General features: G+C 69.6%; 18 protein-coding genes. 6 read left to right on the top strand and 12 right to left on the bottom strand.

The genetic code is table 11. The annotated features are described in order from the left end of the window. Positions 1-6: 6 nt before the first annotated feature. The gene (locus ON31_RS19245; protein WP_039815517.1) at positions 7-1,014 is read right to left on the bottom strand and encodes a PHP domain-containing protein; all 1,008 of its coding nucleotides are present in this window, start codon (positions 1,012-1,014) and stop codon (positions 7-9) included. A 22-nt stretch (positions 1,015-1,036) separates the two neighbouring features. Next, positions 1,037-1,633 (bottom strand): GntR family transcriptional regulator, encoded by a 597-nt coding sequence (locus ON31_RS19240; protein ID WP_039815515.1) that lies wholly within the window; start codon positions 1,631-1,633, stop codon positions 1,037-1,039. Here ON31_RS19240 and ON31_RS19235 point away from each other — a divergent pair. Continuing rightward, positions 1,619-2,140 carry an SRPBCC family protein gene (locus tag ON31_RS19235; protein ID WP_255222173.1) on the top strand — a complete coding sequence of 174 codons (522 nt, stop codon included), beginning with the start codon at positions 1,619-1,621 and terminating at the stop codon, positions 2,138-2,140. The genes ON31_RS19240 and ON31_RS19235 overlap by 15 nt on opposite strands. Before the next feature lie 175 nt (positions 2,141-2,315). Here ON31_RS19235 and ON31_RS19230 read toward each other — a convergent pair whose 3' ends face one another. Beyond that, positions 2,316-2,558, bottom strand: coding sequence for a hypothetical protein (locus ON31_RS19230; RefSeq protein ID WP_147287122.1), 243 nt, complete (start codon positions 2,556-2,558; stop codon positions 2,316-2,318). A gap of 275 nt (positions 2,559-2,833) precedes the next feature. On the opposite strand from ON31_RS19230, the gene ON31_RS19225 reads away from it, so the two are divergent. After that, a complete protein-coding gene (locus tag ON31_RS19225) occupies positions 2,834-3,304 on the top strand; it encodes a hypothetical protein (protein ID WP_051037480.1) in 471 nt (156 codons plus the stop codon). Positions 3,305-3,318: 14 nt separating this feature from the next. Here the strand turns inward: ON31_RS19225 and ON31_RS19220 are convergent, their stop codons facing one another. The 5 genes from ON31_RS19220 to ON31_RS19200 form a co-directional block, all read right to left on the bottom strand. Continuing rightward, positions 3,319-6,528 carry a DUF4132 domain-containing protein gene (locus tag ON31_RS19220; RefSeq protein ID WP_147287124.1) on the bottom strand — a complete coding sequence of 1,070 codons (3,210 nt, stop codon included), beginning with the start codon at positions 6,526-6,528 and terminating at the stop codon, positions 3,319-3,321. Positions 6,529-6,841: 313 nt separating this feature from the next. Then, positions 6,842-8,056, bottom strand: a complete 1,215-nt coding sequence (gene speD / locus ON31_RS19215; RefSeq protein WP_039815513.1) for an adenosylmethionine decarboxylase — start codon at positions 8,054-8,056, stop codon at positions 6,842-6,844. A gap of 8 nt (positions 8,057-8,064) precedes the next feature. Then, complete coding sequence (locus tag ON31_RS19210; protein ID WP_039815590.1) at positions 8,065-9,165, bottom strand: type III PLP-dependent enzyme; 1,101 nt, start codon at positions 9,163-9,165, stop codon at positions 8,065-8,067. Between the two features lie 207 nt (positions 9,166-9,372). Beyond that, positions 9,373-11,880 carry a DEAD/DEAH box helicase gene (locus ON31_RS19205; RefSeq protein WP_039815589.1) on the bottom strand — a complete coding sequence of 836 codons (2,508 nt, stop codon included), beginning with the start codon at positions 11,878-11,880 and terminating at the stop codon, positions 9,373-9,375. 23 nt (positions 11,881-11,903) lie between these two features. Further along, positions 11,904-12,860: a PAC2 family protein gene (locus ON31_RS19200; protein ID WP_039815511.1), complete on the bottom strand. Its 957-nt coding sequence runs from the start codon at positions 12,858-12,860 to the stop codon at positions 11,904-11,906. 302 nt (positions 12,861-13,162) lie between these two features. Between ON31_RS19200 and ON31_RS19195 the strand changes: the two genes are divergently transcribed. Next, entirely contained in the window at positions 13,163-13,870 is a 708-nt protein-coding gene (locus ON31_RS19195; RefSeq protein WP_255222172.1) for a DUF5642 family protein, read from the top strand. Between the two features lie 4 nt (positions 13,871-13,874). Here ON31_RS19195 and ON31_RS34755 read toward each other — a convergent pair whose 3' ends face one another. Then, a complete protein-coding gene (locus tag ON31_RS34755; RefSeq protein WP_051037478.1) occupies positions 13,875-14,381 on the bottom strand; it encodes a hypothetical protein in 507 nt (168 codons plus the stop codon). 20 nt (positions 14,382-14,401) lie between these two features. Next, the gene (locus ON31_RS19185; protein WP_115061569.1) at positions 14,402-14,821 is read right to left on the bottom strand and encodes a hypothetical protein; all 420 of its coding nucleotides are present in this window, start codon (positions 14,819-14,821) and stop codon (positions 14,402-14,404) included. Between the two features lie 299 nt (positions 14,822-15,120). Between ON31_RS19185 and ON31_RS36785 the strand changes: the two genes are divergently transcribed. Then, a complete protein-coding gene (locus tag ON31_RS36785) occupies positions 15,121-17,073 on the top strand; it encodes a DUF4192 domain-containing protein (RefSeq protein WP_157533726.1) in 1,953 nt (650 codons plus the stop codon). Between the two features lie 263 nt (positions 17,074-17,336). Here the strand turns inward: ON31_RS36785 and galE are convergent, their stop codons facing one another. Next, positions 17,337-18,320 carry a UDP-glucose 4-epimerase GalE gene (galE, locus tag ON31_RS19175; protein ID WP_039815508.1) on the bottom strand — a complete coding sequence of 328 codons (984 nt, stop codon included), beginning with the start codon at positions 18,318-18,320 and terminating at the stop codon, positions 17,337-17,339. A 3-nt stretch (positions 18,321-18,323) separates the two neighbouring features. After that, a complete protein-coding gene (locus ON31_RS19170; RefSeq protein ID WP_039815507.1) occupies positions 18,324-19,010 on the bottom strand; it encodes an iron-dependent transcriptional repressor DtxR in 687 nt (228 codons plus the stop codon). 176 nt (positions 19,011-19,186) lie between these two features. Between ON31_RS19170 and ON31_RS19165 the strand changes: the two genes are divergently transcribed. Beyond that, the gene (locus tag ON31_RS19165) at positions 19,187-20,425 is read left to right on the top strand and encodes an acetoin utilization protein AcuC (protein ID WP_039815506.1); all 1,239 of its coding nucleotides are present in this window, start codon (positions 19,187-19,189) and stop codon (positions 20,423-20,425) included. Further along, positions 20,418-23,216 (top strand): bifunctional acetate--CoA ligase family protein/GNAT family N-acetyltransferase, encoded by a 2,799-nt coding sequence (locus ON31_RS19160; RefSeq protein ID WP_169335023.1) that lies wholly within the window; start codon positions 20,418-20,420, stop codon positions 23,214-23,216. The genes ON31_RS19165 and ON31_RS19160 overlap by 8 nt, the downstream gene beginning before the upstream one ends. The last annotated feature ends 24 nt before the right edge of the window (positions 23,217-23,240 follow it).

Here is a 23,240-nt window from a genome sequence, read left to right as displayed (position 1 = left end):
CTGCCGTCAGCCGCGGGAAGTCCACGCCAGCAACTCGTCCACCGGCCAGGTATTGACGATGTGCTCGGTGGGGATGTCGTTGTCGGCGGCGCGTTGGGCGCCGTAGCCGAGGAAATCGAGTTGGCCGGGGGCGTGGGCGTCGGTGTCGATGGAGAAGTGGCAGCCCAGGTCGCGAGCGAGGCGGAGCAGGCGGGTCGGTGGATCGCGGCGTTCTGGGCGGGAGTTGATCTCGACGGCGGTGCCGTGGTCGCGGCAGGCGGTGAAGACCGCTTCGGCGTCGAAGGTGGATTCGGGGCGGCGGCCGCGAGAGCCTTCGACCAGGCGGCCGGTGCAGTGGCCGAGCACATCGACGCGGTGGTTCGAGACGGCGCGAATCATCCGCCTGGTCATGGCGGCGGATTCCATTCTGAGCTTGGAGTGGACGCTGGCCACGACGATATCGAGGCGATCGAGTAGAGCCGGGTCCTGATCGAGGGAGCCGTTGTCCAGAATGTCCACTTCGATGCCGGTGAGAATGCGCATGGGGGCGAACCGTTCACGCAACTCGTCGATGACGTCGAGCTGTTCGCGCAGCCGCTGCGCCGACAGGCCGTTGGCGACGGTCAGGCGCGGCGAATGATCGGTGAGCGCGCAGTACTCGTGACCCAGGGTGCGGGCGGTGTCCATCATCTCCGCTATGGGCGCCGAACCGTCGGACCAGTTCGAGTGCAGGTGCAGATCACCCCGCAGTGCCGCGCGCACCGCACCGCCGCCCAGATCCTGTGCCGCCGAGCGTAATTCGATCAGTGCGTCGGGTTCGCGACCGGACCACGCCTGGGCGATGACCGCGGCCGTCTTCGGCCCGATACCGGGCAGCGACTGCCAGGCGTTGGTGCGGCCCAGCACCTCGCGCTGGGCCGTGTCCAGCCGTTCGACGATATCGGCGGCCCTGCGGTAGGCCATGACCCGTCGGGTGTCCTCGCGGGCGCGGTCCTTCCAGTACGCGATCTGGCGTAGAGCCTCGACGGGGTCCATGCCTCCAGTGTGCCCGGGGGTGTCACGCGGGGTCGGTCAGTCCGGTCGCGGTGAGCGTGAGGTGCCGGGTCAGTACGGCGGCGGCGGTATCGGCGTCGCGCGACAGCGCCGCCTCCTCCAGGCGGCGGTGTTCCGCGGCTCCGTCCCGATCGGGGTTGCGGTGTGCCGACCAGCGGCGGGCCAGCTCGCTGGCGGTCCACAGGCGGTCGAAGGTCTCCAGGAGCACGGGGTTGCCGCACCCCTCCAGCAGGGTGCGGTGGAACCGGCGGTGCGCCTCGGACCAGGCTTCGGTGTAGTACGCGCCCTCCCCCGGAGCGAAGGCCGGGGTGCGGGCCAGCCGGTGGTGGGCGGCGCGCACCCGGGCCTCCCAGTCGACGTCACCGCGCTCGATGGACAGCCGCAGCAGTACCGGTTCGACGGTGCGTCGCGCTTCCGCGATCTCCTGCCAGCGGCGATCGGAGTACTCCGGGACGGCGAAGCCGCGGTTGGGCAGCCGGTCGGCCAGACCCTCGCCGACCAGGCGCACCAGCGCTTCACGGACGACAGCCAGACTCACGCCCTGGTCCCGCGCGAGATCCTGCGGTTTGAGGGCGGTGCCGGGAGCGTGGTCGCCGCGCATGCGAACGCCCCAATCGAAACGCCCTCCACGGCAGATGCCGTCGAACGGATCGAGGTCTCGAGGCTCATCCCCGCGCCCGCCGCCGCCATCTTCTCGGTGCTGACCGACCCGAAGGGGCACGTCGATATCGACGCATCGGGAACGCTCATCGACGCCGAGGGTGCGACGGTCGAGCGGACCGGCGACCGGTTCGTCGTCCATATGGATCGAGAGGCGTTGGGCGATCTTCCGCTGGGGCGATACGACGTCGAAGTCGTCATCACCGAACTGGTTCCGGATACCGAGATCGCGTGGACCGTGGAGGCCCACATCAAGCCGCACGCCCGCCACATCTACGGCTACCGGCTGGAACCGGTCGCGGACGGCACCCGCGTCACCTCGTATTACGACTGGTCGGAGGTCGACGAGCACTGGCGGCGGCGCGTCGACTTCCCGGTGGTTCCCGCATCGGCGCTCAAGGCGACGCTCGGAATTCTCGAGCGCACCGTCCGGCGGCGCGCCGCCTGAACCGATCAGTCCGCGCGCAGCAGCGGTTGGGTCGAGCAGCGGAATGACCGCATCAGCGGGAGGTCAGTGGTCGCCCTGGGTCGCGGCCTCGCCGAACTCGATACTGTCCCAGCCGCGCGACGGCTGGGACAGACCGTCGGACAGCCGGACGCGAGTGGGCCGCACAGCGATACGCTCAGCGCCGCTCGGGATGGAGGGCGGGCTCGAGTAGTCGTTGGCGGGCCAGTCGCTCACCGAGTTCGGGCATGGCGCCGGGGGGATTGCCGGTCAGATCGTCGAGACTCCACCGGAGTACCAGCTCCACCCGCTGTCGTGACACGCTGCCCGCGAGTTCGGCGGACAGCCGCTCGACCGTCTGGTCGTACACCGCCGGGTCGATGGTTCGCGTCGGCCCGGGCGTTCCAGTAGTGGGAATCACAGGTACAGGCTGCTGGGTGATCGACCGCCATGGCAGAGCCGAAAGACCCTTTCTGAGATGGCCTTCACACCGAACGAGGCGGCTCGGCGCGTCGTGGCACGGCTGCGCGGACGACGCTAACCTCGGTTTCGGGACAATCGCGACGCTCTTCGTCTGGGACGGTGGGCGGGGCGTTGCTCGTCTCACCCGTGTCAGCGCTGACTCGCGTGTGAAAGGTATTGGCAAACAACTACATTGGAGTTCGATCGGCTATGGTTTCGCACACCGCACCCGCAATGAGACCGCACCGGCGGGCCGAGATGGTTCCGGTCGGCACGAGCGCATGGCATGACGGATCGCTGTGGTGGGATGCGAAATCCGTGCTGGTGACGCGTCCGGTCGCACCGGGAAGCATCGCCACCGCACCACATCTGGTGCTCCCCGCCGAACAGGGGCGACTGGCCTTCGTCCTCTCCTCCTACGGGGAGGAAGCGCAGCAGCTCGCCTACGACGGCCGGGTCGTGATCCAGATCGGCGACTGGCGCGGCCGCCCCGCACTGGGATCCCGCCAGCACTACGGGACCGCGCACATCGTCAACGATCCCCGGGTGACCGAACGGGTACACGAGGGGATGCGCATCAAATACGGTGCGCGGACCGCGCTGGCGCGCATGGCGCATCGGTTCGCGCACGGAGCGGTGCCCTACGGTGACCTGGTCGCCATTGTCGAACTGCATCCGCAGGGTCCGCTGATGATCTCGCGCTGAGTCGTTCGCCTCGGTCAGGTGGTGAGCTGTTCCAGCTCCCGCAACACCTCCGACACCGTGACCTGATCCAGGTCGGCGAAGGAGTGCTCGGTCCGGTTCCGATGCCCCCACGCGGATTCCTGCCCGCTGGCGGTGATGTGCACGCTGATCGTCTGGTCGCCCAGTTCCAGGGCCATACCGGCCACGAAGCCGGGATCCAGATCGAGGACCACGGACCGATCGTCGCCGAGCGGCCGGAAGATCTCGCCCGAGATACCGGCGTCCATGGGCGTACCGCGCTCCCAGCCGAGGCGGGTCAAGCCGAGCACCTTGCCCGCCGGAACGACCGTGCCGTCGAAGCGGGCGAAGGCGGCGTCCCGGTCGGTGGGCAGGTGGATCTCCCGTTGCAGCTGTGGAAACGGCTGCAGTGTCTCGTAATCGGCGAAGACCTCCGCCCATGCGGCGCGGGTGTCCCCGAGATGCAGCGGATGGGCGATGCCGACCAGCATGTCATCGGGCAGGGTGACTGCATCGTCGTCGACGTCGGCGAGGCTGCGATCCTCGGCCACCCGGAAGGAACCGGTCGGCGAGCCGTCGGCGTCGAAGGTGGCCCACACCAGGCGGCGGGTGGGATGCCACAGCAGTGGATGCTCCACGAACAGCCGCCGATGGATCGCGGCGGTCCAGCGCCGGTTGCGGACCATCGCGCGCTCCATGCGGAGCAGCTGTTCGGCGGCAACGGATTTCACATCCTTCTTCAGGTTCGTGAACCGTGTGTAGGCTGCCGGTGCGAGTTCCGGATCGTCCTTCACACCCGGTTTGGGCAATGCCTTGCGGGGTGTCCCGGCCACGTCGCGAACCATCGGGCGTAGCTGCTCGTCGAAGCCGACGAGGAAGGCGCGCGGTCCGTAGTCCAGCCGTAGCGTCCCGTCCTCGGCCAATCCGAAGCTCGGTACCAGTCGATCGGCCAGTTCCTCCGCCGACATTCCCGCCTCCTCGGCGAGCTGGCGGATCTTCTCCCGCGCTGTGGCCTTGATGCCCTTGAACTTGACCTTCTCGGCAATGCTGTTGAGTTGCATGAGCGCGACGTCGCTGCCGATGGCGGTCAAGACGTCCAGCGCGGCCACCGCGCGCGCGTGTGCGTTCTCGCCGGGCCAGGCGCGGATCAGCGGCGTGAGGGCGCGGGCGGTGTCGTCGGTGCCGAGCAGGCCCAGGGCGTGCAGGACCCAGTTCTCGTCGGCGGAGTACCCGGTGAAGCCCCATAGTTCGAACAGCGCCCAGCAGAACTCGGCCAGCGAATCCCGCTCGGCGAGCTCGAGCAGCCGGGCGACGCCCGCGTAGTCGCCGGTGGGGCCGCTCATCGCCAACATGGTGCATACCGCCGCCACGGCATCGGGCGGTAGGGCGCGCGGTCCGTCGGGCCTGGTCAGGACCTCGCGGCGCAGCACGATGGGCGGGAGTGCCGCCGGCGCGAGCCAGGTGGGCAGTGTCGGAACGGTTTTCGGCAGGATGTCGAGCGGATCGGTGGACAATGCCGCCACCAGGGCCTCCGCCGCCGACCCGCCGAGCGTGTGCGCCGCCGTGACCAGTGCCTCCCGGTGGTCGCGGCCGTCCAGGGCGCGTAGCGCCTTCCATGCCAGGGTGCGCTGTCTGCCCGGTTTGCCGAAGGCGGCGGTGAGGAGTTCCGGTGCCGCCGTGGGCAGGTGACGCTCGAACCAGGACAGGGCCACGGCGCGATTGCGCCGCGAGTCGAGCTGACGGGACATCAATTCCGTGACCGGGGTCCCCGTGGCCGGGAGCAGGACCGAGATCGTCGTGGCCGCGTTGTGTCGCACGGCGTCGACGATCGTCGCGAGGGCGGCATCGCCACAGCGGCCCAGGATGCGGCGGAGCGGGTCGACGGCGTCCCACAGCTCGGTCGGCTCGATCAGATCCAGGTTCGCCAGTGCCAGCGGCGGGGGCGCGGTGGCGATCAGTCGCAGCGTCCACCAGGAGCCGTGCCATTTCCGATCGCGGACGCGCTGGAACTCGTCCTCCCAGTCGCGGTCCGGATCCGTCTGCTCCACAAAGATGTTCGACCAACCATCCTGCTCGCCGGGAAGCCACGACAGAGCGAGCGGCCGTGGTGATCCGAGACCGGGCAGCACGGTCGGCGGCGCGGGCGTGACGCCGCGTTTCCACGGCGGCACGCGCAGCAACTCCGGCAGTTCATCGCGCGGAACGCACTCCACGGCTGGTTGCGGCGCGTGCGTCCCCGCGTTCAGGTCGGGGTACACGCGGGTCAGCAGATCACGCAGCCCGACGGTGAACGGCTCGTCGGGCAGGTCGGCGAGCACGCGCGCGGCCCGTCGGGGGAAGCGGTACATCGCCTCGATGGCGGCCGCGCGAACCCCGGGCCGGTCGGTGCGGTGCAGCAGCGCGAGGAGCGCGGCATCGGTGGGCAACTGCGCGAGCAGCTCCGCGATACCGCGCTGATCATCGGCGGACAAACCGTACACATCCAGCAGCTGGGTCAGATACGGCGCCGCGTCGGGGCCGACCTCGATCACCGCGCGCAGGATGTCGGCCCTGCCGGTGAGCCGCCACAGATATCCGGGGGTGTCCAGGAGCGCGAGCTGTTCGGTCGATGTCACGGTCGCGGCGAGCATGGTCTCGGCGCTATCAGGGTGGGACGCGCAGCGCGCCGGTGCCAGATCGCGGTTCACCCAATCCTGTTCGGTGGGTGCGAGATACGAGGTCGCGGTGTGCACGGCCAGCGCCCGCGATTCGGCGCGCACCCGCCCCAGGCCCGCCACCGCCGCGTGGTACTCGGTGTCGCTCAGCGCCGCGAGATGCGTACGCAGCCGGGGGAGTAGCGTCGCGGCCGGTTCGTCGAACACGTGCGGGCGTTCCGGGCGGCGCGCGACACACCGGGTGAGATCGGCGCCGATATGGCCGACGGACAGTCCGGCCAGCAGCGCACCCGCCGCCGCTGCTGTGCCCGCCCCGTGCGCGGCCACCCATGCGTCGACCAGTCGACCGGTCAGATTGGGCTTGGGGCGCGTGGCATCGGCCACCCGTGCGGCGAGCGCGCCCGCGACCGCGATACCCAGCGGTGTGGCGTCCCCGGGATGTTCGATCGCATGCGCGGCCGCTTCGGCGAGGTCGCGGTATCCGCCTCGGGACGTCAGTTCGATCGCGAGGCGAACACGCTTGTCGTCCAGCCATTTCCGATACAGTCCGAGCGCCTTGGGGTCCGTTCGCACGGCCCGCACGGGACCTCGCCCGCGGAACGGCGTGGCATGCGTCGGGCACCACCCAGCGGTCCTCGTCAGCGCGGCGCAGGTGTGTCATATTCCCCTCCGTAGTCCCGGCGGCACGGCCGATGGGGTGGTCGGCGTCCGATCGCGACGACTGTAAACGCGGAGTCCGACATATCGGTGGGAGCGCGCTGTGGCTTCTCCGGTTGGACCGGTCGAATGCTCTGTGGGAGAGGGTATTTCGAAGCGAATCGGCGGTCGGCTACGACAGCGCCCCGCACGGTGCTCCGTGCGGGGCGCGGTGCCGAGTCGCCTCGACTCAGACGCTGACGCCGACGCGCAGCGCGTGCGGCTCGATGGCGCCGCGGACGATCGCCCGCTCGTCGATGGTTTCCGCCCGGTACGGCAGCCGCGACAGGGCAGTGGTCATCTTGGCGACCGGGTCGGCGATCGCCTTCGGGGTGCCGAAGATGAAGGTCCACTCGTGCTCGTCGCTGACGTAGGGCACGACGGTGTCGAACAGGCTGTGGAAGCGGGTCCACGAGCGCTTCAGGGTTTCGTTGCGCCACATGGTCTGACAGCCCGCCTGCGCGGCCAGCACGCCGCCCTCGGACAGCAGTGCCTTACAGCGGAGCAGGAATTCGTCCTCGTAGAGGCGGTTGTGCTGGGCGTCCTCGACCCGCTCGTCGGGAAGGTCGATGACGATCATGTCGTAGCGCACGCCCGCGGCCTCGGCCTGGGCCAGGAAGTCCCAGCCGTCGGCGTAGTGCATCTTGATCGGGCCGGTCTGCGCGACCGCCGCGGCCAGATCCGCCTGCGTGTAGCCGTAGGGGAGGTGCTCGGCGCACAGCTCGACCTCGAGCTGGTCGATATCGACGTGGTCGACGAGCGACGCGCCCGCGGCCACCGACATCTGCGAGGCCACGCCCTCACCGGACCCGATGATCAGCACCCTGTCCAGCTTCTCGGCCAGCGCGTACCCCGGGACCAGCATGGCCTCGTGGTAGGTGAGCTGCGAGAACTCGGTGGACTGGCGGTCGTCGTCGGAGAACAGGCTGATGCCCTGCTCGGTCTTGGCGATCACCATGTGCTGGTACGGGGTGTTCGTGTCCACGATCACCTCGGACATGTTCCACACCCGGGTCAGGCCCTCGCCGACCGGCTCGTGGATGCGGCGCGAGGTGTGGCCGCGCTGGATGACCTCCATGTTGACCGATCCGGGCGACAGCTCCTCCTTCAGCAGCTCGACCGCCTTGGTGGCACCGGAACCGATACTGCCGCAGGTGAATACGTCGACGAAGATGTCCCCGGACTCCGGATACGTGTGGATGGAGGCGTGCGACTCCGAGAGCAGGGCGAGAATGGTGACCCCCTGCGGCTCGAACTGCTTGTGCACCACATCGCAAATGGTCACCCCCGCGGCGACCAACGATTTTCGGAGCGCACTCTCGAGTCGTTCGAGGTCGTCGCACAGCTGCGGGTCGACACCACCGAACTCGGCCAGCACATGCCAGCCGGTGAATTCTGCCGTCATAAGCGAACTCACTCTCGCTCAGCGCCGATGACATGAACAGTCAAAGGCGGAAAACCGTTGAAGGACACCGACGAATAGCTCGCCGTATAAGCGCCGGTATCGAGGATCCGAACGGGATCACCGGCTCGCAACGTGGTCGGAAGGAGGACACGCGTGCGTTGATAGAGTACATCGTCGCCATCGCAGGTCGGTCCGGCGACCACCGCCTCGTCCATCGGGTCATCGTCCCGATCGGTTTCGAAACGGTAGGCGATGTACTCGTTCTCGGTCTCGGCCATACCGTTGTAGCGGCCGATATCGAGGTATATCCAGCGCCGCCCGTCCGGCGCCTGGCGAACATTCACCACCTCGGCGTGAATCACACCGGTATTGCCCACCAGGGCGCGACCGGGCTCCACCACCAGTTCGGTGTGTTCCGGGAAATGGGTCGCGAACGCCTCGGCGATCACCGCACCCAGCTCGGACAGCTCCGGTGCGGCATCGGCGTACGAAATCGGCAGTCCACCACCGACATTCACCGACGGAACCGGAATGTCCTTGACGGCCAACGCTTCCGCGATGGCGCCAGCCTGCTCGATGCCGATGCGCCAGGCGATCGGATCGGTCTGCTGCGAGCCCACGTGGAAGTACGGGCCAGCCACCCGCAATCCCAGGTCACGCGCCCGCACCAGCAGCCGCTTGGCCTCACCGGGATCGCAGCCGAACTTGGTGCCGAACGGCGTCTGCGACTGCGGAGCGGAGGACAGGAACCGGCACTCCACCTCCGCGCCGGGGGCGTGCTCGGCGATGCGAGCCAGATCGTCCTCGGTGTCGAAGGCGTAGCGGCGCACCCCGGCCGCGCGAGCGGCGGCGATGTGGGCGGCTTTCTTGATCGGATTCCCATAACACATGACGGCCGGATCGACACCCTGCGCGATGCAGAGTTCGATCTCACCGATACTGGCGACGTCGAACTCGGCGCCCTCGTCGTTCAGGAGCCGGATGATCTCCGGCACGGGACTCGCCTTGACGGCGAAGCGAATTCGTGCCGCGGGTAGAGCGGCTCGCAGTGCTTGGTAGTTCGCACGGACCCGGTGCAGGTCGATGACCAGACGGGGGGATTCGAGCAGGTTTCGGTTGGTCAATCTAAGGGAACTCTTTTCGATCGGGCGCTGTGGCGGGATGTGGGCAACAGTGCGCGACGATACACGCGATCAGCCTGGAAAAACGAACCGGCCAGCGGTCGTCTTCGTCACCGTACCGCCGGGACGGTTGAACAAACCGGACCGGGCATCTTACGGAACTATGAAGAAATCGGGGCGCGAACGTGGCGGCGGTCAGCCCGCCACCACCGTGACCTCGTCGAATACCACTTCACCGGCGGCATCCGACTCCGCCAGATCGACCACCGCCGCCACGGCCCATCCGTGGTCACCGGACGGATCGTCCAGCACCTGACGCACATGCCAGAAACCCGGCCGCTGCTCGATCTGGAACAGCTTCGGTCCGCGCGCGTTCGGCCCGATACCGATCTCGCCGTATTCGTCGTAGTAGGGCGCGAGTTCGCCTTCCCAGTCCAGGCCGTCGCCCAACGCGTCGAGAGCGTCCCAGCGGCGCAGCGCGGCCATCTCCACCCGCCGGAACATGGCATTGCGCACGAGCACCCGGAAGGACCGCTCGTTCGCGGAGATCGGCCGGGGCGCCTCCGCGCCGAACGCCACCTCCTCGGTATCGCTCTCCGCGCCCGGATTGGTGAGCTGCTCCCATTCGTCGAGCAGGCTGGAGTCGACCTGGCGCACCAGCTCGCCCAGCCACTCGGTGATGTCGTCGAGCTCCTCGGTGCGGGCCTGCTCGGGCACCGTGCGGCGGAGCGCCCGGTAGGCGTCGGCGAGATAGCGCAGCACCACCCCCTCGGAGCGCGCCAGCTCGTAGGTGGACACCAGTTCGGCGAAGGTCATGGAGCGTTCGATCATCTCCCGCACCACGGACTTCGGCGACGGCTCGAACTCCGACACCCACGGGTGGCCGCCCTTGTAGGTCTCGAAGGCGGGCTCGATCAGGTCGGCGAGCGGTTTGGGCCAGGTCACCTCCTCGAGCAGCTCCATGCGCTCCTCGTACTCGATGCCGTCGGCCTTCATCTCCGCCACCGCCGCACCGCGGGCCTTGTGCTGCTGGGCCATGAGCAGCTGGCGCGGATCCTCCAGGGTCGCCTCGATGAGCGAGATGACATCGAGGGTGTAGGTGGGGGAGTCTTTGTCGAGCAGCTCCAGCGCGGCCAGCGCGAACGGCGACAGTGGCTGATCGAGGGCGAAATCGCGTTGCAGGTCCACGGTGAGCCGGGCGCGGCGGCCGAACTCGTCGGGTGTGTCGAGCTGCTGCACCACGCCCGCGTCCCGCAGCGCGCGGTAGAGCCGGATGGCGCGCAGGATGTGCCGCCGCTGCGCCGGACGCGGCTCGTGGTTCCGCTCCAGCAGATGCCGCATGGCGTCGAAGCAGTTGCCCTTGCGGGCGATCACGTTCAACAGCATGGAATTGGTGACATTGAAACGCGACACCATCGGTTCCGGGGTGGCCCCGACCAGCCGGTCGAAGGTGTCCTCCGACCAGGACACGAAACCCTCCGGCGGTTTGCGCTTCTGGACCTTCTTGAGCTTCTTGGGATCGTCACCGGCCTTGGCGATGAGGCGGGCGTTCTCCACCTCGTGCTCGGGCGCCTGCACCACCACGGTGCCCATGGTGTCGTAGCCGGCCCGGCCCGCGCGGCCCGCGATCTGATGGAACTCGCGGGCATTGAGGCGGCGGGTGCGCACACCGTCGTACTTGGTGAGACCGGTCAGCAGCACGGTGCGAATCGGCACATTGATGCCGACGCCCAGGGTGTCGGTGCCGCAGACCACCTTCAGCAGGCCGTCCTGGGCCAACTTCTCCACCAGCCGCCGGTACTTGGGCAGCATGCCCGCGTGATGGACGCCGATACCGTGGCGGATGAAGCGCGACAGCGATTTGCCGAAGCCGGTGGCGAAGCGGAAATCACCCAGGGCCGCGGCGATGGCCTCCTTCTCCGCCTTGCTGGCGAAGTTCACGCTCATCAGGGCCTGCGCCCGTTCGATCGCCGCCGCCTGGGTGAAGTGCACGACGTACACCGGGGCGAGGCTGGTGGTCACCAGATCCTCGAGAGTTTCGGTGATCGGGGTGCGCACATAGGAAAAGCTCAGCGGCACCGGGCGTTCCGAACCGGAGACGACGGCGGTGTCACGGCCGGTACGGTCTTTCAGATCCCTGGCGAAGAAGTCGACCTCGCCCAGCGTGGCCGACATGAGCAGGAACTGCACCCCCGGCAGTTCGATCAGCGGCACCTGCCACGCCCACCCGCGATCCGGATCGGCGTAGTAGTGGAATTCGTCCATGACGACCTGACCCACCGGGGCGTCCGCGCCCTCGCGCAATGCCAGATTGGCCAGGATCTCCGCCGTCGCGCAGATGATCGGAGCATCCGGATTCACCGCCGCGTCACCGGTCACCATGCCGACCCGGTCCGCCCCGAACACCTCGCACAGCGCGAAGAACTTCTCGCTGACCAGGGCCTTGATCGGAGCGGTGTAGTAGCTGCGCTGGCCGCGGTTGAGCGCGGCGAAGTGCGCGCCCAGCGCCACCATCGACTTACCCGAGCCGGTCGGGGTCGCCAGAATCACATTCGAGCCGGTGAACAGCTCGAGCAGCGCCTCCTCCTGCGCCGGATACAGCGTCAGGCCCTGCTCGAGGGTCCAGTCGACGAAGGTCTCATACAGCCACTCGGCATCGACGTCGGGTACGGCACGGTCGGGGACGAGTTCGGATAGCTGCACGCCCACCTACGTTACTGGTGTGGTCAGGACCGCCGGTCGCCGCCGTCGTTCGCGTCGCCGTCGCCGAAACCGGACTGTTCGGCGAGGAAGCGTTCGAATTCCGCGCCCAGTTCCTCGCCGGTGGGCAGGTCGCTCTCGCTGGCCAGCAGGCTGGACTGGCGTTCCTGGGCGGTGACGAAGCTGTCGTACTGGCGTTCCAGGGCCGCCACCACGGTCTCCACCTCGGAATTGCCCGCGATGTGCTCGTTGACCTGCTCCCGCACCCGGGCCGCCTGCTCGGTGAGCGCCGCCAGGGGCAGTTCCAGCCCGGCGTTCTCGGCGACGCTCTCCAGCAGCGTCTGCGCGGCCTCCGGATAGGCGGTCTGGGTCAGATAGTGCGGGACGTGCACGGAGAAGCCGACCGATTCGTGGCCGTGCTGGGCCATGCGGTACTCCAGCAGCGAGGAGGCGCTGCCCGGCACCTGCAACTCACCCGGCCAGCGCTGGTGATCGCCGATGAGGTCGCGGTCGCTGGCGTGCGCGGTCATCCCGAGCGGTCGGGTGTGCGGGATCGCCATGGGTATCGCGCTCAGACCGATGGTGCGGCGCACACCCAGCTGCTCGGCCAGCAGCCGCACGGCGGTCACGAACTTCTCCCACCGCAGATCCGGCTCCAAACCGGCCAGCAGCAGGAACGGTGTGCCCTGAGTGTCCTTGAGCGCCCACAGGTTCAGCTCCGGCTCGGTGTAGTCGGAGAAGTGGTCGGTCTTGAACATCATGAGCGGGCGGCGCGAGCGGTAGTCGAGGAGTTCGTCCATATCGAACGAGGCGACCAACTCCGCCTCCAGGCTCTCCCGCAGATGCGTGGTGGCCAGGCGGACGGCGTGACCGGCGTCGGTGAAACCCTCCAGCCCGTGCACCAGCACCGGACCCGCGCCGTCAGCGGAGGACAACTGCGGCGCGGGGAACTCCAACTCGTACATGCTCGACTCGTAGTCCATCGCTTCATCCCTTCTGCATGGTCTCCAGCGGTCCGGTCCGGCGGAACTCGGCGGCGCGTGCCGCGGTTCATTCGCCTGACGGGCGATACTGGGACCACCACCATTGTCCCTCATGCCCTCGCGTGCCCGCGCCCCGTGGGTGCGAGCCCGCATCTGGTGTGCAACACGCCCGACGGTGGAACGCATTCCCACACCGCTCGCGGTCACACCTGTTTCCGGCGTGGCATCCCGGATGAACAGCGGAAATTCGGCATAGTGGACGGGTGATCGTGCCGGATTCGCCGTGCCCGCGGCAGCCTCCAGTGTCCGTGGTGCGGCGCCGCCGCACATCGACCGTACGGCGGATATCCGCACTGCTGGGTGTCGCGGCCCTGGGCTGTGCGCTCACCGCCTGCGGAACCACGGTCTCCGGGCACCCCCGGTCCTCGTCCGGACCGAACTCGACGGCCGCGGCATCGGAACTGGCACGGCTGCTGCCGAATCCATCGCAGTTCCCCGAGCCGTACGCGGCGGTGGAACTGCCGCCGGACACCGCCGAGCAGGCCGCGCACGATCTCGACGGAATTCTGCCGGGCGCGCGGGTCGATCCGGAGGACTGTGCGCCGGTGCCGCCGGTGTCCGTACCCGCGGTCTCGGTCGGCACCGACGATGCCACCCGCGCCACCCTCACGGTGGAACTGGTGCGCACCGATCACGCCCTGGCCACCCTGCAACGGCAGCTCGAACGCTGCGGCACCGTGCGTGCCACGCAGAACGGCACGACGGCCACCGTCACCACCGAACTGCTGCCGCCGCCACCGCTGGATGCCGACGAGACGGTGGCGCTGCGGCGCACCGTCCGGTCGGAGGCGGGCGATCCGGAGACCACCCGCAACATGCGCACCCTGCTCGGTCAGGTCGGCGATGTGCGAATCACCGTGACCTACATGACCTTCGGTGACGACAGTGTCGACGGCGAGGCCCTCGACTCGCTGTTCACCACCGCGGTGAGCAAGGTGCGCAGGGGCTGACTGGTCAGCAGGCCGAGCCGCTCGCCGAGCCGCTGCCCGCGGAACCCGAACCGGCGGAACCGCTTCCGGCCGAGCCGGTGTCGGCGGATCCGGAGGCCGAACCGGTGCCCGCGGACCCGGAGGTCGAACCGGTGGGGAACCAGCCGCAGCCGGAGGCGTGCTGGGTGACGGTGTAGACGATGGTCGACGTGTTCTGCGCCTGTCGCGCGCCCACCGTGTACGTGCCCGAGACTTCCGGCCGCCACTGCAGCGTGGCGGTGATCAGGCCGGAGCTGGTGCGCTGCGGAGTGGCGGTGCCGACGGCGGTGTTGTTGATCAGGAAGTCCACCGCCTCGAACTGGGTCACGGTCACCTGGATGAGGCAGCCCGCCGCGACCGAGCACGGCCGCTCGTCGATACCGGTGATGCTGATGTCCTCGATATCCGCGGACGCGGAGCCCGCCAGGACGACCGGTGCGGTCAGGGCGAACAGCGCGGCGGTCGCGCCCAGCCCCGTACGTGTTCTCGTCATGTGATCACTCTTCTGGCGAATCAGCCCGCCGAACCGGACGGGAGCAGGCCCCCGAAGGATCCGGTGCCGCCCGGGCTCTGGATGTCGTAGGTGATGACGCCCGAGGAGACGCCCTGCTTGGCGACGATGTGGTAGCTGCCGGATTCGCTGGGATTCCAGACCACTTCGGCCGAACCGCGGTTGGGGTCCCACTGATCCTGCACCGGCCAGGCGTAGCCCACGAGGGTGCCGTTCACGGTGACGGCGACCTCGTCGAGACGGTTCTCGCCGACGGTCCGAATGCGGATGACGCAGCCACCCGACGTGCCGCAGGTCTCACCGGATACGCGGGCGTCGACGCGGATGTTCTCGGTATCCGCCGACGCCGTGGGGGCCAGCAGCACCGGCGCGGCGGCGCTCGCCACGGCGACCGCGAGACCGCCGAAAGTACTTCTCTTCATTGCTGATGCGTTCTTCCTTCCGACACCGAGCCGATGGTGTCGAGGCGGACTGTAACAGCGCGACGGCGGCGGTTCGGGCAAAATGAAACGCTACGCATTCAGATTTTTCGCCGGGTGGGTCACCGATCGCCCATCACGCGACCTGCCGGAATCGGACGGTAGCAGGGGGCACCGACGAAAAGCCCTCGGCGCGAGCCGATTCGCACCCATTCCGCACAGCCGCGGCGACTACTCACAGACTTGTCCGCCGCCCAGGTCGGCACTCCGGCGCGGTCGGCGCCATCGCGCACCGTGAGGACATGACGAATTCCACCGAACCCCTGCCCGCACCGCCACCGGGTGACGCCCCGCGTTACCGGTACTGCGAACCCGCGCGCATCCCGCGCCACCGCGGCCGCCGCACCTGCTCGGGCGGGAACACCTTCCCACCAGACGACTTCGGCACCGAACGCTGGCTGCCACCACCGCCGGATCCGCTGGCGGACGACGACCCGCCGCCGGTCGAGGGCGGCGAAACACCCGACACCCGTGCGGCGTACACCGAGCCACCCGGGCGCGGTGCGGACTCCGCGGTAGGCGCCACGGCATCGGCAGGGCCTGCGCGGTCGCCGGAGCATGCGGTGTCGCGGGAGCAGATGGAGTCGCCGGAGCGGTCGGTGTCGCGGGAGCAGGCGGTGTCGCCGGAGCAGGCGGAGTCGCGGGAGCGGTCGGTGTCGCCGGAGCAGGTGGAGTCGCCGGAGCGGTCGGTATCGCCGGAGCATGCGGAGTCGTTGGGGCGGTCGGTGTCGCCGGAGCAGGCGGAGTCGCGGGAGCAGGCGGAGTCGCCGGAGCAGGGGGTGTCGCCGGAGCAAACGGTGTCACCTGGCCGGGCGGCGTCACCCGGGATTGCGCTGTCGGCCGAGCGTGCTGGGTCTGTCGAGCGCGCCGCTTCTGCCGACCGTGCTAGGACTGTCGACAGCGCTGGGTCTACCAAGCGCGCCGCGTCTGTCGAGAGCGCTGGGGCTGTCGACAGCGTCGCGCCGATCGGGAGCGTGGTGTCTGCCGCGAGCGCTCAGTCTGCGGAGTACGCAGTACCTGTCGACGACGTGGTGACCGCCGAGAGGGCCGTCCGGGTCGACAGGGCGGCGACGGACGCGGATGCCGCGTCGTTCGGGAATGCCGCTGTGCCGCAGCAGCATCTGCGCGAGCCGGGGGAGTTCATCGCGGCGGTGCCCGCCATGCTCGGATTCGTGCCCGCGCGGTCGCTGGTGCTGGCGGTGCTGCGGGCGGAGGAGGGGCGGTCGGATTCCGCGGCGGTGGATGTGGTGGTGCGGGTGGACACCGACGTGACGGGACGGGCGGCGGTGCGGGCCATGATGGACCAACTCGCCGATATCTGCGTGCGGCAGCGGGCCGTCGCGGCGCTGGCCCTGATCGTGGACGACCGCGCCACCGTGCCGGATGCACGCCACCGGGGAGTGCGCGCACGACGGCACCGGGAACTGACCGACCTGCTCGCCGCTCGGCTCGCGGCCGCCGATGTCATGCTGACCGGCGCCTGGGCCGTCGCCGGATTCGACGCCGGGCGGCCGTGGTGGAGCGTGCTGGACCCGGCGAACACCGGCGCGCAACGGGCTCCGGCCGACTCGCCGGTGACCTTCCGGCAGGTCCTCGACGGTCGCCCGCTGCGCGGATCGCGAGCCGAACTGGCCGCTGTGGTGGCGGTCGACGCCGACGCCCGCGCCGCGGTCGCGGCGGTGCTGGAGTCGGTGGTCACCGCGGCGCAGGCCCGGCTGGCCGCGGCCGTGCGACGCGGCGAAGCGGAGGTCTACACGCGCGCCGCGCTGCGCAAGGTGCTGTGGCAGCTCGCGAACGTCGAATCCGGAGCGCGGCTGCATCCCGCCGAACTCGCGGAACTGGCGGTGGCCCTGCGGAATCCGGTGGTGCGGGATGTCATGTTCGCGCTCGCCCCGGGTGATCACGCCGCGGCAGCGGAGGCGCTGTGGATCCACCTCACCCGCGTTCTACCCGACCCGGACCGAGCCGAGGCGGCCGCACTGCTCGGCTACTGCGCCTATGTGCGCGGCGACGGTCCGCTGGCCGGAGTCGCACTGGACGCGGCCCTGGCCTCCGACCCGGACCACACCATGGCCCGCCTGCTGGAGACGGCGCTGCGGAACGGTCTGCGCCCGGCCCAACTGCGCCGCATCGCCGAGACCGGCCGCGAAGCCGCCGCGATCCTCGGCGTCGACCTCGGCCCGGAGCTGTCGTGACCGCCCCGGCCGGTCCACTCCCGCACACCGGTCACCCGGTCGACGCCGGGAGAAGCACGCCGAAACCCGGTCCGCGCCCGGCAAGGCCGAGTCCGGGGCTGGGCCGAATGAGTCCGGGGCGACCGGGACTAGGGCGAGTGAGTCCGGGACGACCGGGGCTGCGCGAACGTGTCCGGGGCGGACGGGACCGGGGCGGACGGGACCGGGGCGGACGGGACTGCGGCCGATGGGACTGGGGTGGACGGGGTTGGCGAAGGAGCGGGTCAGCGGCGGGCGCTGTGCGCCCGGTCGCCGAGTGTCTGCAGGAACGACCAGGCATCGGCCACGATGGTGTCCAGTTCGGTGTGTCGCGGACGCCAGCCGAGTTCGGTGACGGCCCGCTCGCTGGAGGCGATGAGCACCGCCGGATCGCCCGCGCGCCGAGGGGCGTCGATCGCGCGGATGGGCAGGCCGGTGACGCGTTCGCAGGCCGAAATCACCTCGCGCACCGAGAAACCGGTACCGCTGCCGAGATTGAAGATGCGGTGCGCACCGGGGCGCGACTGCGCCAGGGCCAGCAGATGCGCCTGGGCGAGATCGCGGATGTGGATGTAGTCGCGCACCGCGGTGCCGTCGGCGGTGGGGTAGTCGGTGCCGAAGACCGAGATGGACTCGCGGTGGCCCAGCGCCGTCTGCAGGACGAGGGGAATGAGATGGGTTTCCACGACGCGGTTCTCACCCAGGCCCGCGTACGCGCCCGCCACATTGAAGTAGCGCAGGCTGGTCGCCGCCAGACCGTGCGCAGCCGCGTAGGAGGTGATGGCGTAGTCGATGGACAGCTTCGACGCCCCGTAGGGGTTCGTCGGCCGGGTCGGCGCGTCCTCCACGATCGGCACCTGTTCCGGCTCGCCGTACACGGCGGCGGTGGAGGAGAACACCAGGCGCGGCGTACCGGCGGCCCGCATGGCCTCCAGCAGGGCGAGGGTCTTCACCACATTGCCGTGCCAGTACTTCTCCGGCTGCTGCACCGATTCCCCGACCAGCGACTGCGCCGCGAAATGCAACACGCCGTCGAAGTTCTCGGCGGCGACGAGCTCCACGCCCACCGTGGCGATATCGCCCTCCACGAACTTGGCGCCGGTGGGCACCCCGTCGGCATTGCCGGTCGAGACATCGTCCACCACGACCACCTCGTGGCCGTCCTCGAGCAGCACCTGCGCGCAGACGCCGCCGACGTAGCCCGCACCGCCCGTGACCAGAAGTTTCACGCCTCAGACCAACTTCACCTGGACGGCGTGGGCCATCTCGTCGGAGAGTTCGAAACCGGCGTGGCCCGGCACCAGAATGACCACCGCGCCCGGCTTGGTCTCGACGTTCACGCGGGCGTCGGGCACCACGCCCGCCTCCCGCAGCTGGTTGATGATCTCCGGATCGGTCTGGATGTGCTCGGAGAGCCGTCGCACCACCACCGCCGCGGACTGCCCGGAGGGCAGGTCCGAGAGCCGGACCAGCTTCTCCTCGGCATTCGAGGTGCCGGTGACGCCCAGCTCGTCCAGGCCCGGGATCGGGTTGCCGTACGGCGAGGTCGTGGGGTGGTTGAGCACCTCGACCAGGCGGCGCTCCACCTCCTCGCTCATCACGTGCTCCCAGCGACACGCCTCGGCGTGCACGTTCTGCCAGTCCAGGCCGATGATGTCGACCAGCAGCCGCTCGGCCAGCCGGTGCTTGCGCATCACCGCGACCGCCATGGCCCGGCCCTTCTCCGTCAATTCGAGATGGCGATCACCCGCGACGGTCAGCAGTCCGTCGCGTTCCATACGCGCCACCGTCTGACTGACCGTGGGCCCGCTCTGCTCGAGGCGCTCGGCGATGCGCGCACGCAAGGGCGTGACGCCCTCCTCCTCGAGGTCGTAGATGGTACGGAGGTACATCTCCGTGGTGTCGACCAGATCCTTCACCTGTTTAACCCCTTCGTCGTGCACGAATTCTACCCATGCGCGGCGGCTGCACCGGGCGACAGCTTATTTCGCGAACGCACTGTCAACACCCAGGGCGCGCTGCGTGTTCCCTGCGGGTTCGGTGCTGCGCGGTGTCCAGAGCCTACGAAGCGCCGTGACGCATTAGCGTGGCAGGTATGCCTGGCCCACCGCGCAGCGACGGCACCGTCGTCTGGACCGACCGTTTCCTGGACTACAAGTGGACGCCGGAGCATCCGATGCGCCCCGTGCGGCTGCGCTTCACCATGGCGCTGGCCGAGAGTCTCGGGCTGTTCGACGGGGTGGAGGCGCTCTCGCCGACGGCGGCCACCGAGGGCGATCTGCTGCGCGTGCACACCCACGACTACATCGAAGCGGTCAAGCACGCTCGACAACCGGACGGCCAGCCGCCGCTGGCACCGCCCTACGGACTCGGTTCCCCTGACAACCCGGTGTTCCCGCAGATGCACGAGGCGGCCTCGGTCATCGTCGGCGGGACCCTCGCGGCGGCCCGGGAGATCGCCGCCGGACGCACCCGCCGCGCGGTGAGCATCGGCGGCGGCATGCACCACGCCATGCCGGATTCGGCGGCCGGATTCTGTGTGTACAACGATGCGGCGGTGGCGATTTCGTGGTTGCTGGACAACGGTTTCGACCGCATCGCCTACCTGGACGTGGACGTCCACCACGGGGACGGGGTGCAGCGGGCCTTCTACGACGACCCGCGCGTGCTGACCGTCTCCATCCACCAGCATCCGGCGACGCTGTGGCCGAATACCGGCTGGTCCGAGGAGACCGGCGCGGGTAAGGCGGAGGGCACCGCGGTGAACCTGGCCATCATGCCCGGCACCCGGGACGCGTTGTGGCTGCGGGGCTTCCACGCGGTGGTGCCCGGCGCGCTGGCCGCGTTCCGGCCGCAGATCGTGGTCAGCCAGTGCGGCGTCGACACCCACCGCGAGGATCCGCTCGCCGACCTGGAGCTGTCGGTGGACGGGCAGCGCGCGGCCTTCCTGGCCATGCGCGATCTGGCCGACCGCTACGCCGAGGGCCGCTGGCTGGCCATCGGCGGTGGCGGCTACGGGCTGATCCGGGTGGTGCCACGCGCCTGGACGCATCTGCTGGCCGCCGCCCTGGACCGCGATATCGACCCGGCCACCCCCATTCCGGCGGAGTGGGTCGCGGCCGCCGCCGAGTACGCGCCGAATATCGCGCCGCCCGCCACCATGGGCGACGGTGGCGACATCGCCTTCGAACGCTGGGACGGCCCCGGCGGCGGCCGGGAGACCGGTGACGAACGCGCCGACCGGGCCCGCCGGGCCCTCGACACATCCGTATTGGCAACACGCCGAGCGACTTTCGGACTGCTCGGCCTGGATCCGGAGGATCCCCGTGACTGAACCCACCGACCCGGCGACACCGCCGCCGGGCGAACCCGCCGCACGCGACAGACCCGCCGCCGGCGAGCCGTCGGCCACCCCGGCTGGAGCACCGTCCGCCGCCGCACCCTCGTTTCCGGACAGTCCGGGGACCCCGGCGACGCCCCCGCCCCCGCCGGAACACTGGTTCGCCGACGTGCTCGCCTCCGATGGCGGCGTGGTGCGGCTGCGACCCATCACCCCCGAGGACGCGGAGCCCATGCAGCGGTTCCACGCGGGGCTGTCGGATCGCACGCGTTATCTGCGCTACTTCGGGCCGTACCCGCGGATGACGCCGAAGGATCTGTACCGCACCACCCACGTGGACTACCACGACCGGGTCGGGCTGGTGATCGAGCTGGGCGACGAGATCATCGCGGTGGGACGGTACGAGTATCTGGCCGAACGGGGTGAGCCCCGGGCCGCCGAGGTGGCGTTCGTGGTGGCCGACGGGCATCAGGGGCGCGGGCTCGGGTCGATACTGCTCGAACATCTGGCGGGCGCGGCGGCCGAGAACGACATCGACACCTTCGTGGCCGAGGTGCTGGCCGAGAACAACGCCATGGTGCAGGTGTTCCGGGATGCCGGGTACCAGGTGCAGCGCAGTCGCGACGGGTCGGTCCTGCACCTGGAATTCGCCATCGACCCCACCGAGGCGCTGCTGTCGGTGCGGGACTCGCGCGAACGCGCCTCCGAGGCGCGCAGTGTGGGAAATCTGCTGTCGCCCAAGTCTGTTGCCGTCATCGGCGCGACACCCTCCACCGGGCGGGTGGGCGGCGCGGTGCTGGCGAATCTGTTGTCGGGCACCTTCCAGGGGCCGGTCTTCCCGGTCAACCGCAATCGCGCCGCCGTCCGCGGGGTGCGGGCGTACGCGACCGTCCGCGATATTCCCGACGAGGTCGACCTGGCGGTGATCGCCGTCCCCGCCACCGAGATCGATTCCGTGCTCGACGACTGTATGGCCAAGGGCGTCAAGGGGCTGGTGGTGCTGACCGCCGGATTCTCCGAGACCGGCCCGCGCGGCTACGCGGCCGAACGCAGCCTGGTCGACGCGGCCCGCGCGCACGGTATGCGAGTGGTGGGCCCGAGCGCGCTCGGCATCGCCAATACCGATCCGGCCATCGCACTCAACGCCACCCTCGCCCCGGTCCTGCCCGGCCGCGGGCGGATCGGCTTCTTCTGCCAGTCCGGCCCTCTCGGCGGGGCCATTCTGGCCGAGGCCGCGGCTCGGCAGCTGGGCCTGTCCACCTTCGTCTCCGCCGGCAATCGTGCCGATGTCTCCGGCAACGATCTGCTCCAGTACTGGGACAGCGACCCGGATACCGATGTGGTGCTGCTGTATCTGGAGACCTTCGGCAATCCGCGCAAGTTCTCCCGCATCGCCCGCCGGGTGGCCCGCAGCAAACCCGTGGTCGCGGTGAACAGTGGCCGCAATGTGGCGCAGGCGGAGGGGGAGCGGGATCTGGACCGGTCGCTGGTGCGCAATCTGTTCGCGCAGGCGGGCATCATCCAGGTCGACTCCATCGCCGAACTGTTCGATTGCGCCATGCTGGTCGGTTATCAGCCGCTGCCCGCGGGCAAACGACTCGCGGTGATCGGCAACAGCGCCGCCCTCGCCTGGCTGGCCGTCGACGCCGCCCGCGGCGAGGGCCTCGACGTCGGCGAACCCATCGACCTGGGGCCGCAGGCGAGTCCGGCCGACTATCTCACCGCCGTGGCCGCCGCGGTCAGCGACAGCGAGGTGGACGCGGTCATCGTCGTGTACTCACCGCCGGTCGCCACCGGTGTGGCCGCCTATGCCGAGGCCATTCGTTCCGGTGCGCAATCCGATCCGGCCACACCGGTGCTCACCACCTTCGTGGCCGATCAGGGCATGCCCAATCTGCTGGCCACCCGGGGTGCGGGCGGTTCGGTGGAACGCGGTTCCATCCCGTCCTACGCCGATCCGGAGCGGGCCGCGCGGGCCCTGGCCCGGGTGCGGCGCTACGCCGACTGGGTCGCTCGTCCGGTCTCCCCGGTGGCGCGGCCGGACGGACTCGATACCACCCGCGCCCGCGATCTGGTGGCCGGGTGGATGGCGGCGGACGAGGGCCGCTGGCTCACCGATCTGGAAGCCGTGGACCTGCTGGACTGTTACGGCATTCGCATCGTCGAGTTCCGGGAGGTGCTCGACGCCGATGCCGCCGTGGCCGCGGCCGAGGAACTCGGTTACCCGGTGGCGGCCAAGGCGACCGGTGAACTGTGGCGCAACCGGCCCGACCTCACCGGGGTGCGGCTGGACCTGTGGCGCTCCGACGCGGTACGGCGCGGTTACACCGACCTCGCGGAGGTCTCCGGCAATCCGGTGGTGCACATCCAGCGCATGGCGACCAAGGGTGTCGGCTGCACCTTCCGCGTGCAGGACGACCCGTCCTTCGGATCGGTCATCAGCTTCGGCCTGTCCGGCACCATCATCGACCTGCTCGGTGACCGCGTGTACCGGGCGCTGCCGCTCACCGAGGCCGAATCCGCGGAACTCATCGACGCCCCGCGCGCCGCCCCGCTGCTGTCGGGCACCGTCGGCGGGCGCACCATCGACAAGCCGGTGGATCGCGGCGCACTCGCCGAACTCGCCCAGCGCATCTCGGCCCTGTGCGACGACCTACCGGAGGTGCGGGAGTTGCTGTGCGAACCCGTCCTCGCCTCCCCGGAGGGCGCGGCGGTGCTCTACGGCCGGGTACGCGTCGGTCCGGAACCGAGTCGATTCGATATCGGTCCCCGTCGTTTGGCGTAAACGACCGGTGGGTCGGCGGCGATA

The sequence above is a fragment of the Nocardia otitidiscaviarum NBRC 14405 genome (assembly GCF_000308635.1).
Classification (GTDB): Bacteria; Actinomycetota; Actinomycetes; order Mycobacteriales; family Mycobacteriaceae; genus Nocardia; species Nocardia otitidiscaviarum.
This window is presented reverse-complemented; position numbering and strand designations above follow the sequence as displayed.

What these genes read in the sequence shown, in the direction of transcription:
- ON31_RS19245 (WP_039815517.1), bottom strand. Translation starts at nt 1,014, where the DNA reads ATGGACCCCGTCGAGGCTCTACGCCAGATCGCGTACTGGAAGGACCGC.
- ON31_RS19240 (WP_039815515.1), bottom strand. Translation starts at nt 1,633, where the DNA reads ATGCGCGGCGACCACGCTCCCGGCACCGCCCTCAAACCGCAGGATCTC.
- ON31_RS19225 (WP_051037480.1), top strand. Translation starts at nt 2,834, where the DNA reads ATGAGACCGCACCGGCGGGCCGAGATGGTTCCGGTCGGCACGAGCGCA.
- speD (WP_039815513.1), bottom strand. Translation starts at nt 8,056, where the DNA reads ATGACGGCAGAATTCACCGGCTGGCATGTGCTGGCCGAGTTCGGTGGT.
- ON31_RS19200 (WP_039815511.1), bottom strand. Translation starts at nt 12,860, where the DNA reads ATGGACTACGAGTCGAGCATGTACGAGTTGGAGTTCCCCGCGCCGCAG.
- ON31_RS34755 (WP_051037478.1), bottom strand. Translation starts at nt 14,381, where the DNA reads ATGACGAGAACACGTACGGGGCTGGGCGCGACCGCCGCGCTGTTCGCC.
- ON31_RS19185 (WP_115061569.1), bottom strand. Translation starts at nt 14,821, where the DNA reads ATGAAGAGAAGTACTTTCGGCGGTCTCGCGGTCGCCGTGGCGAGCGCC.
- ON31_RS36785 (WP_157533726.1), top strand. Translation starts at nt 15,121, where the DNA reads ATGACGAATTCCACCGAACCCCTGCCCGCACCGCCACCGGGTGACGCC.
- ON31_RS19165 (WP_039815506.1), top strand. Translation starts at nt 19,187, where the DNA reads ATGCCTGGCCCACCGCGCAGCGACGGCACCGTCGTCTGGACCGACCGT.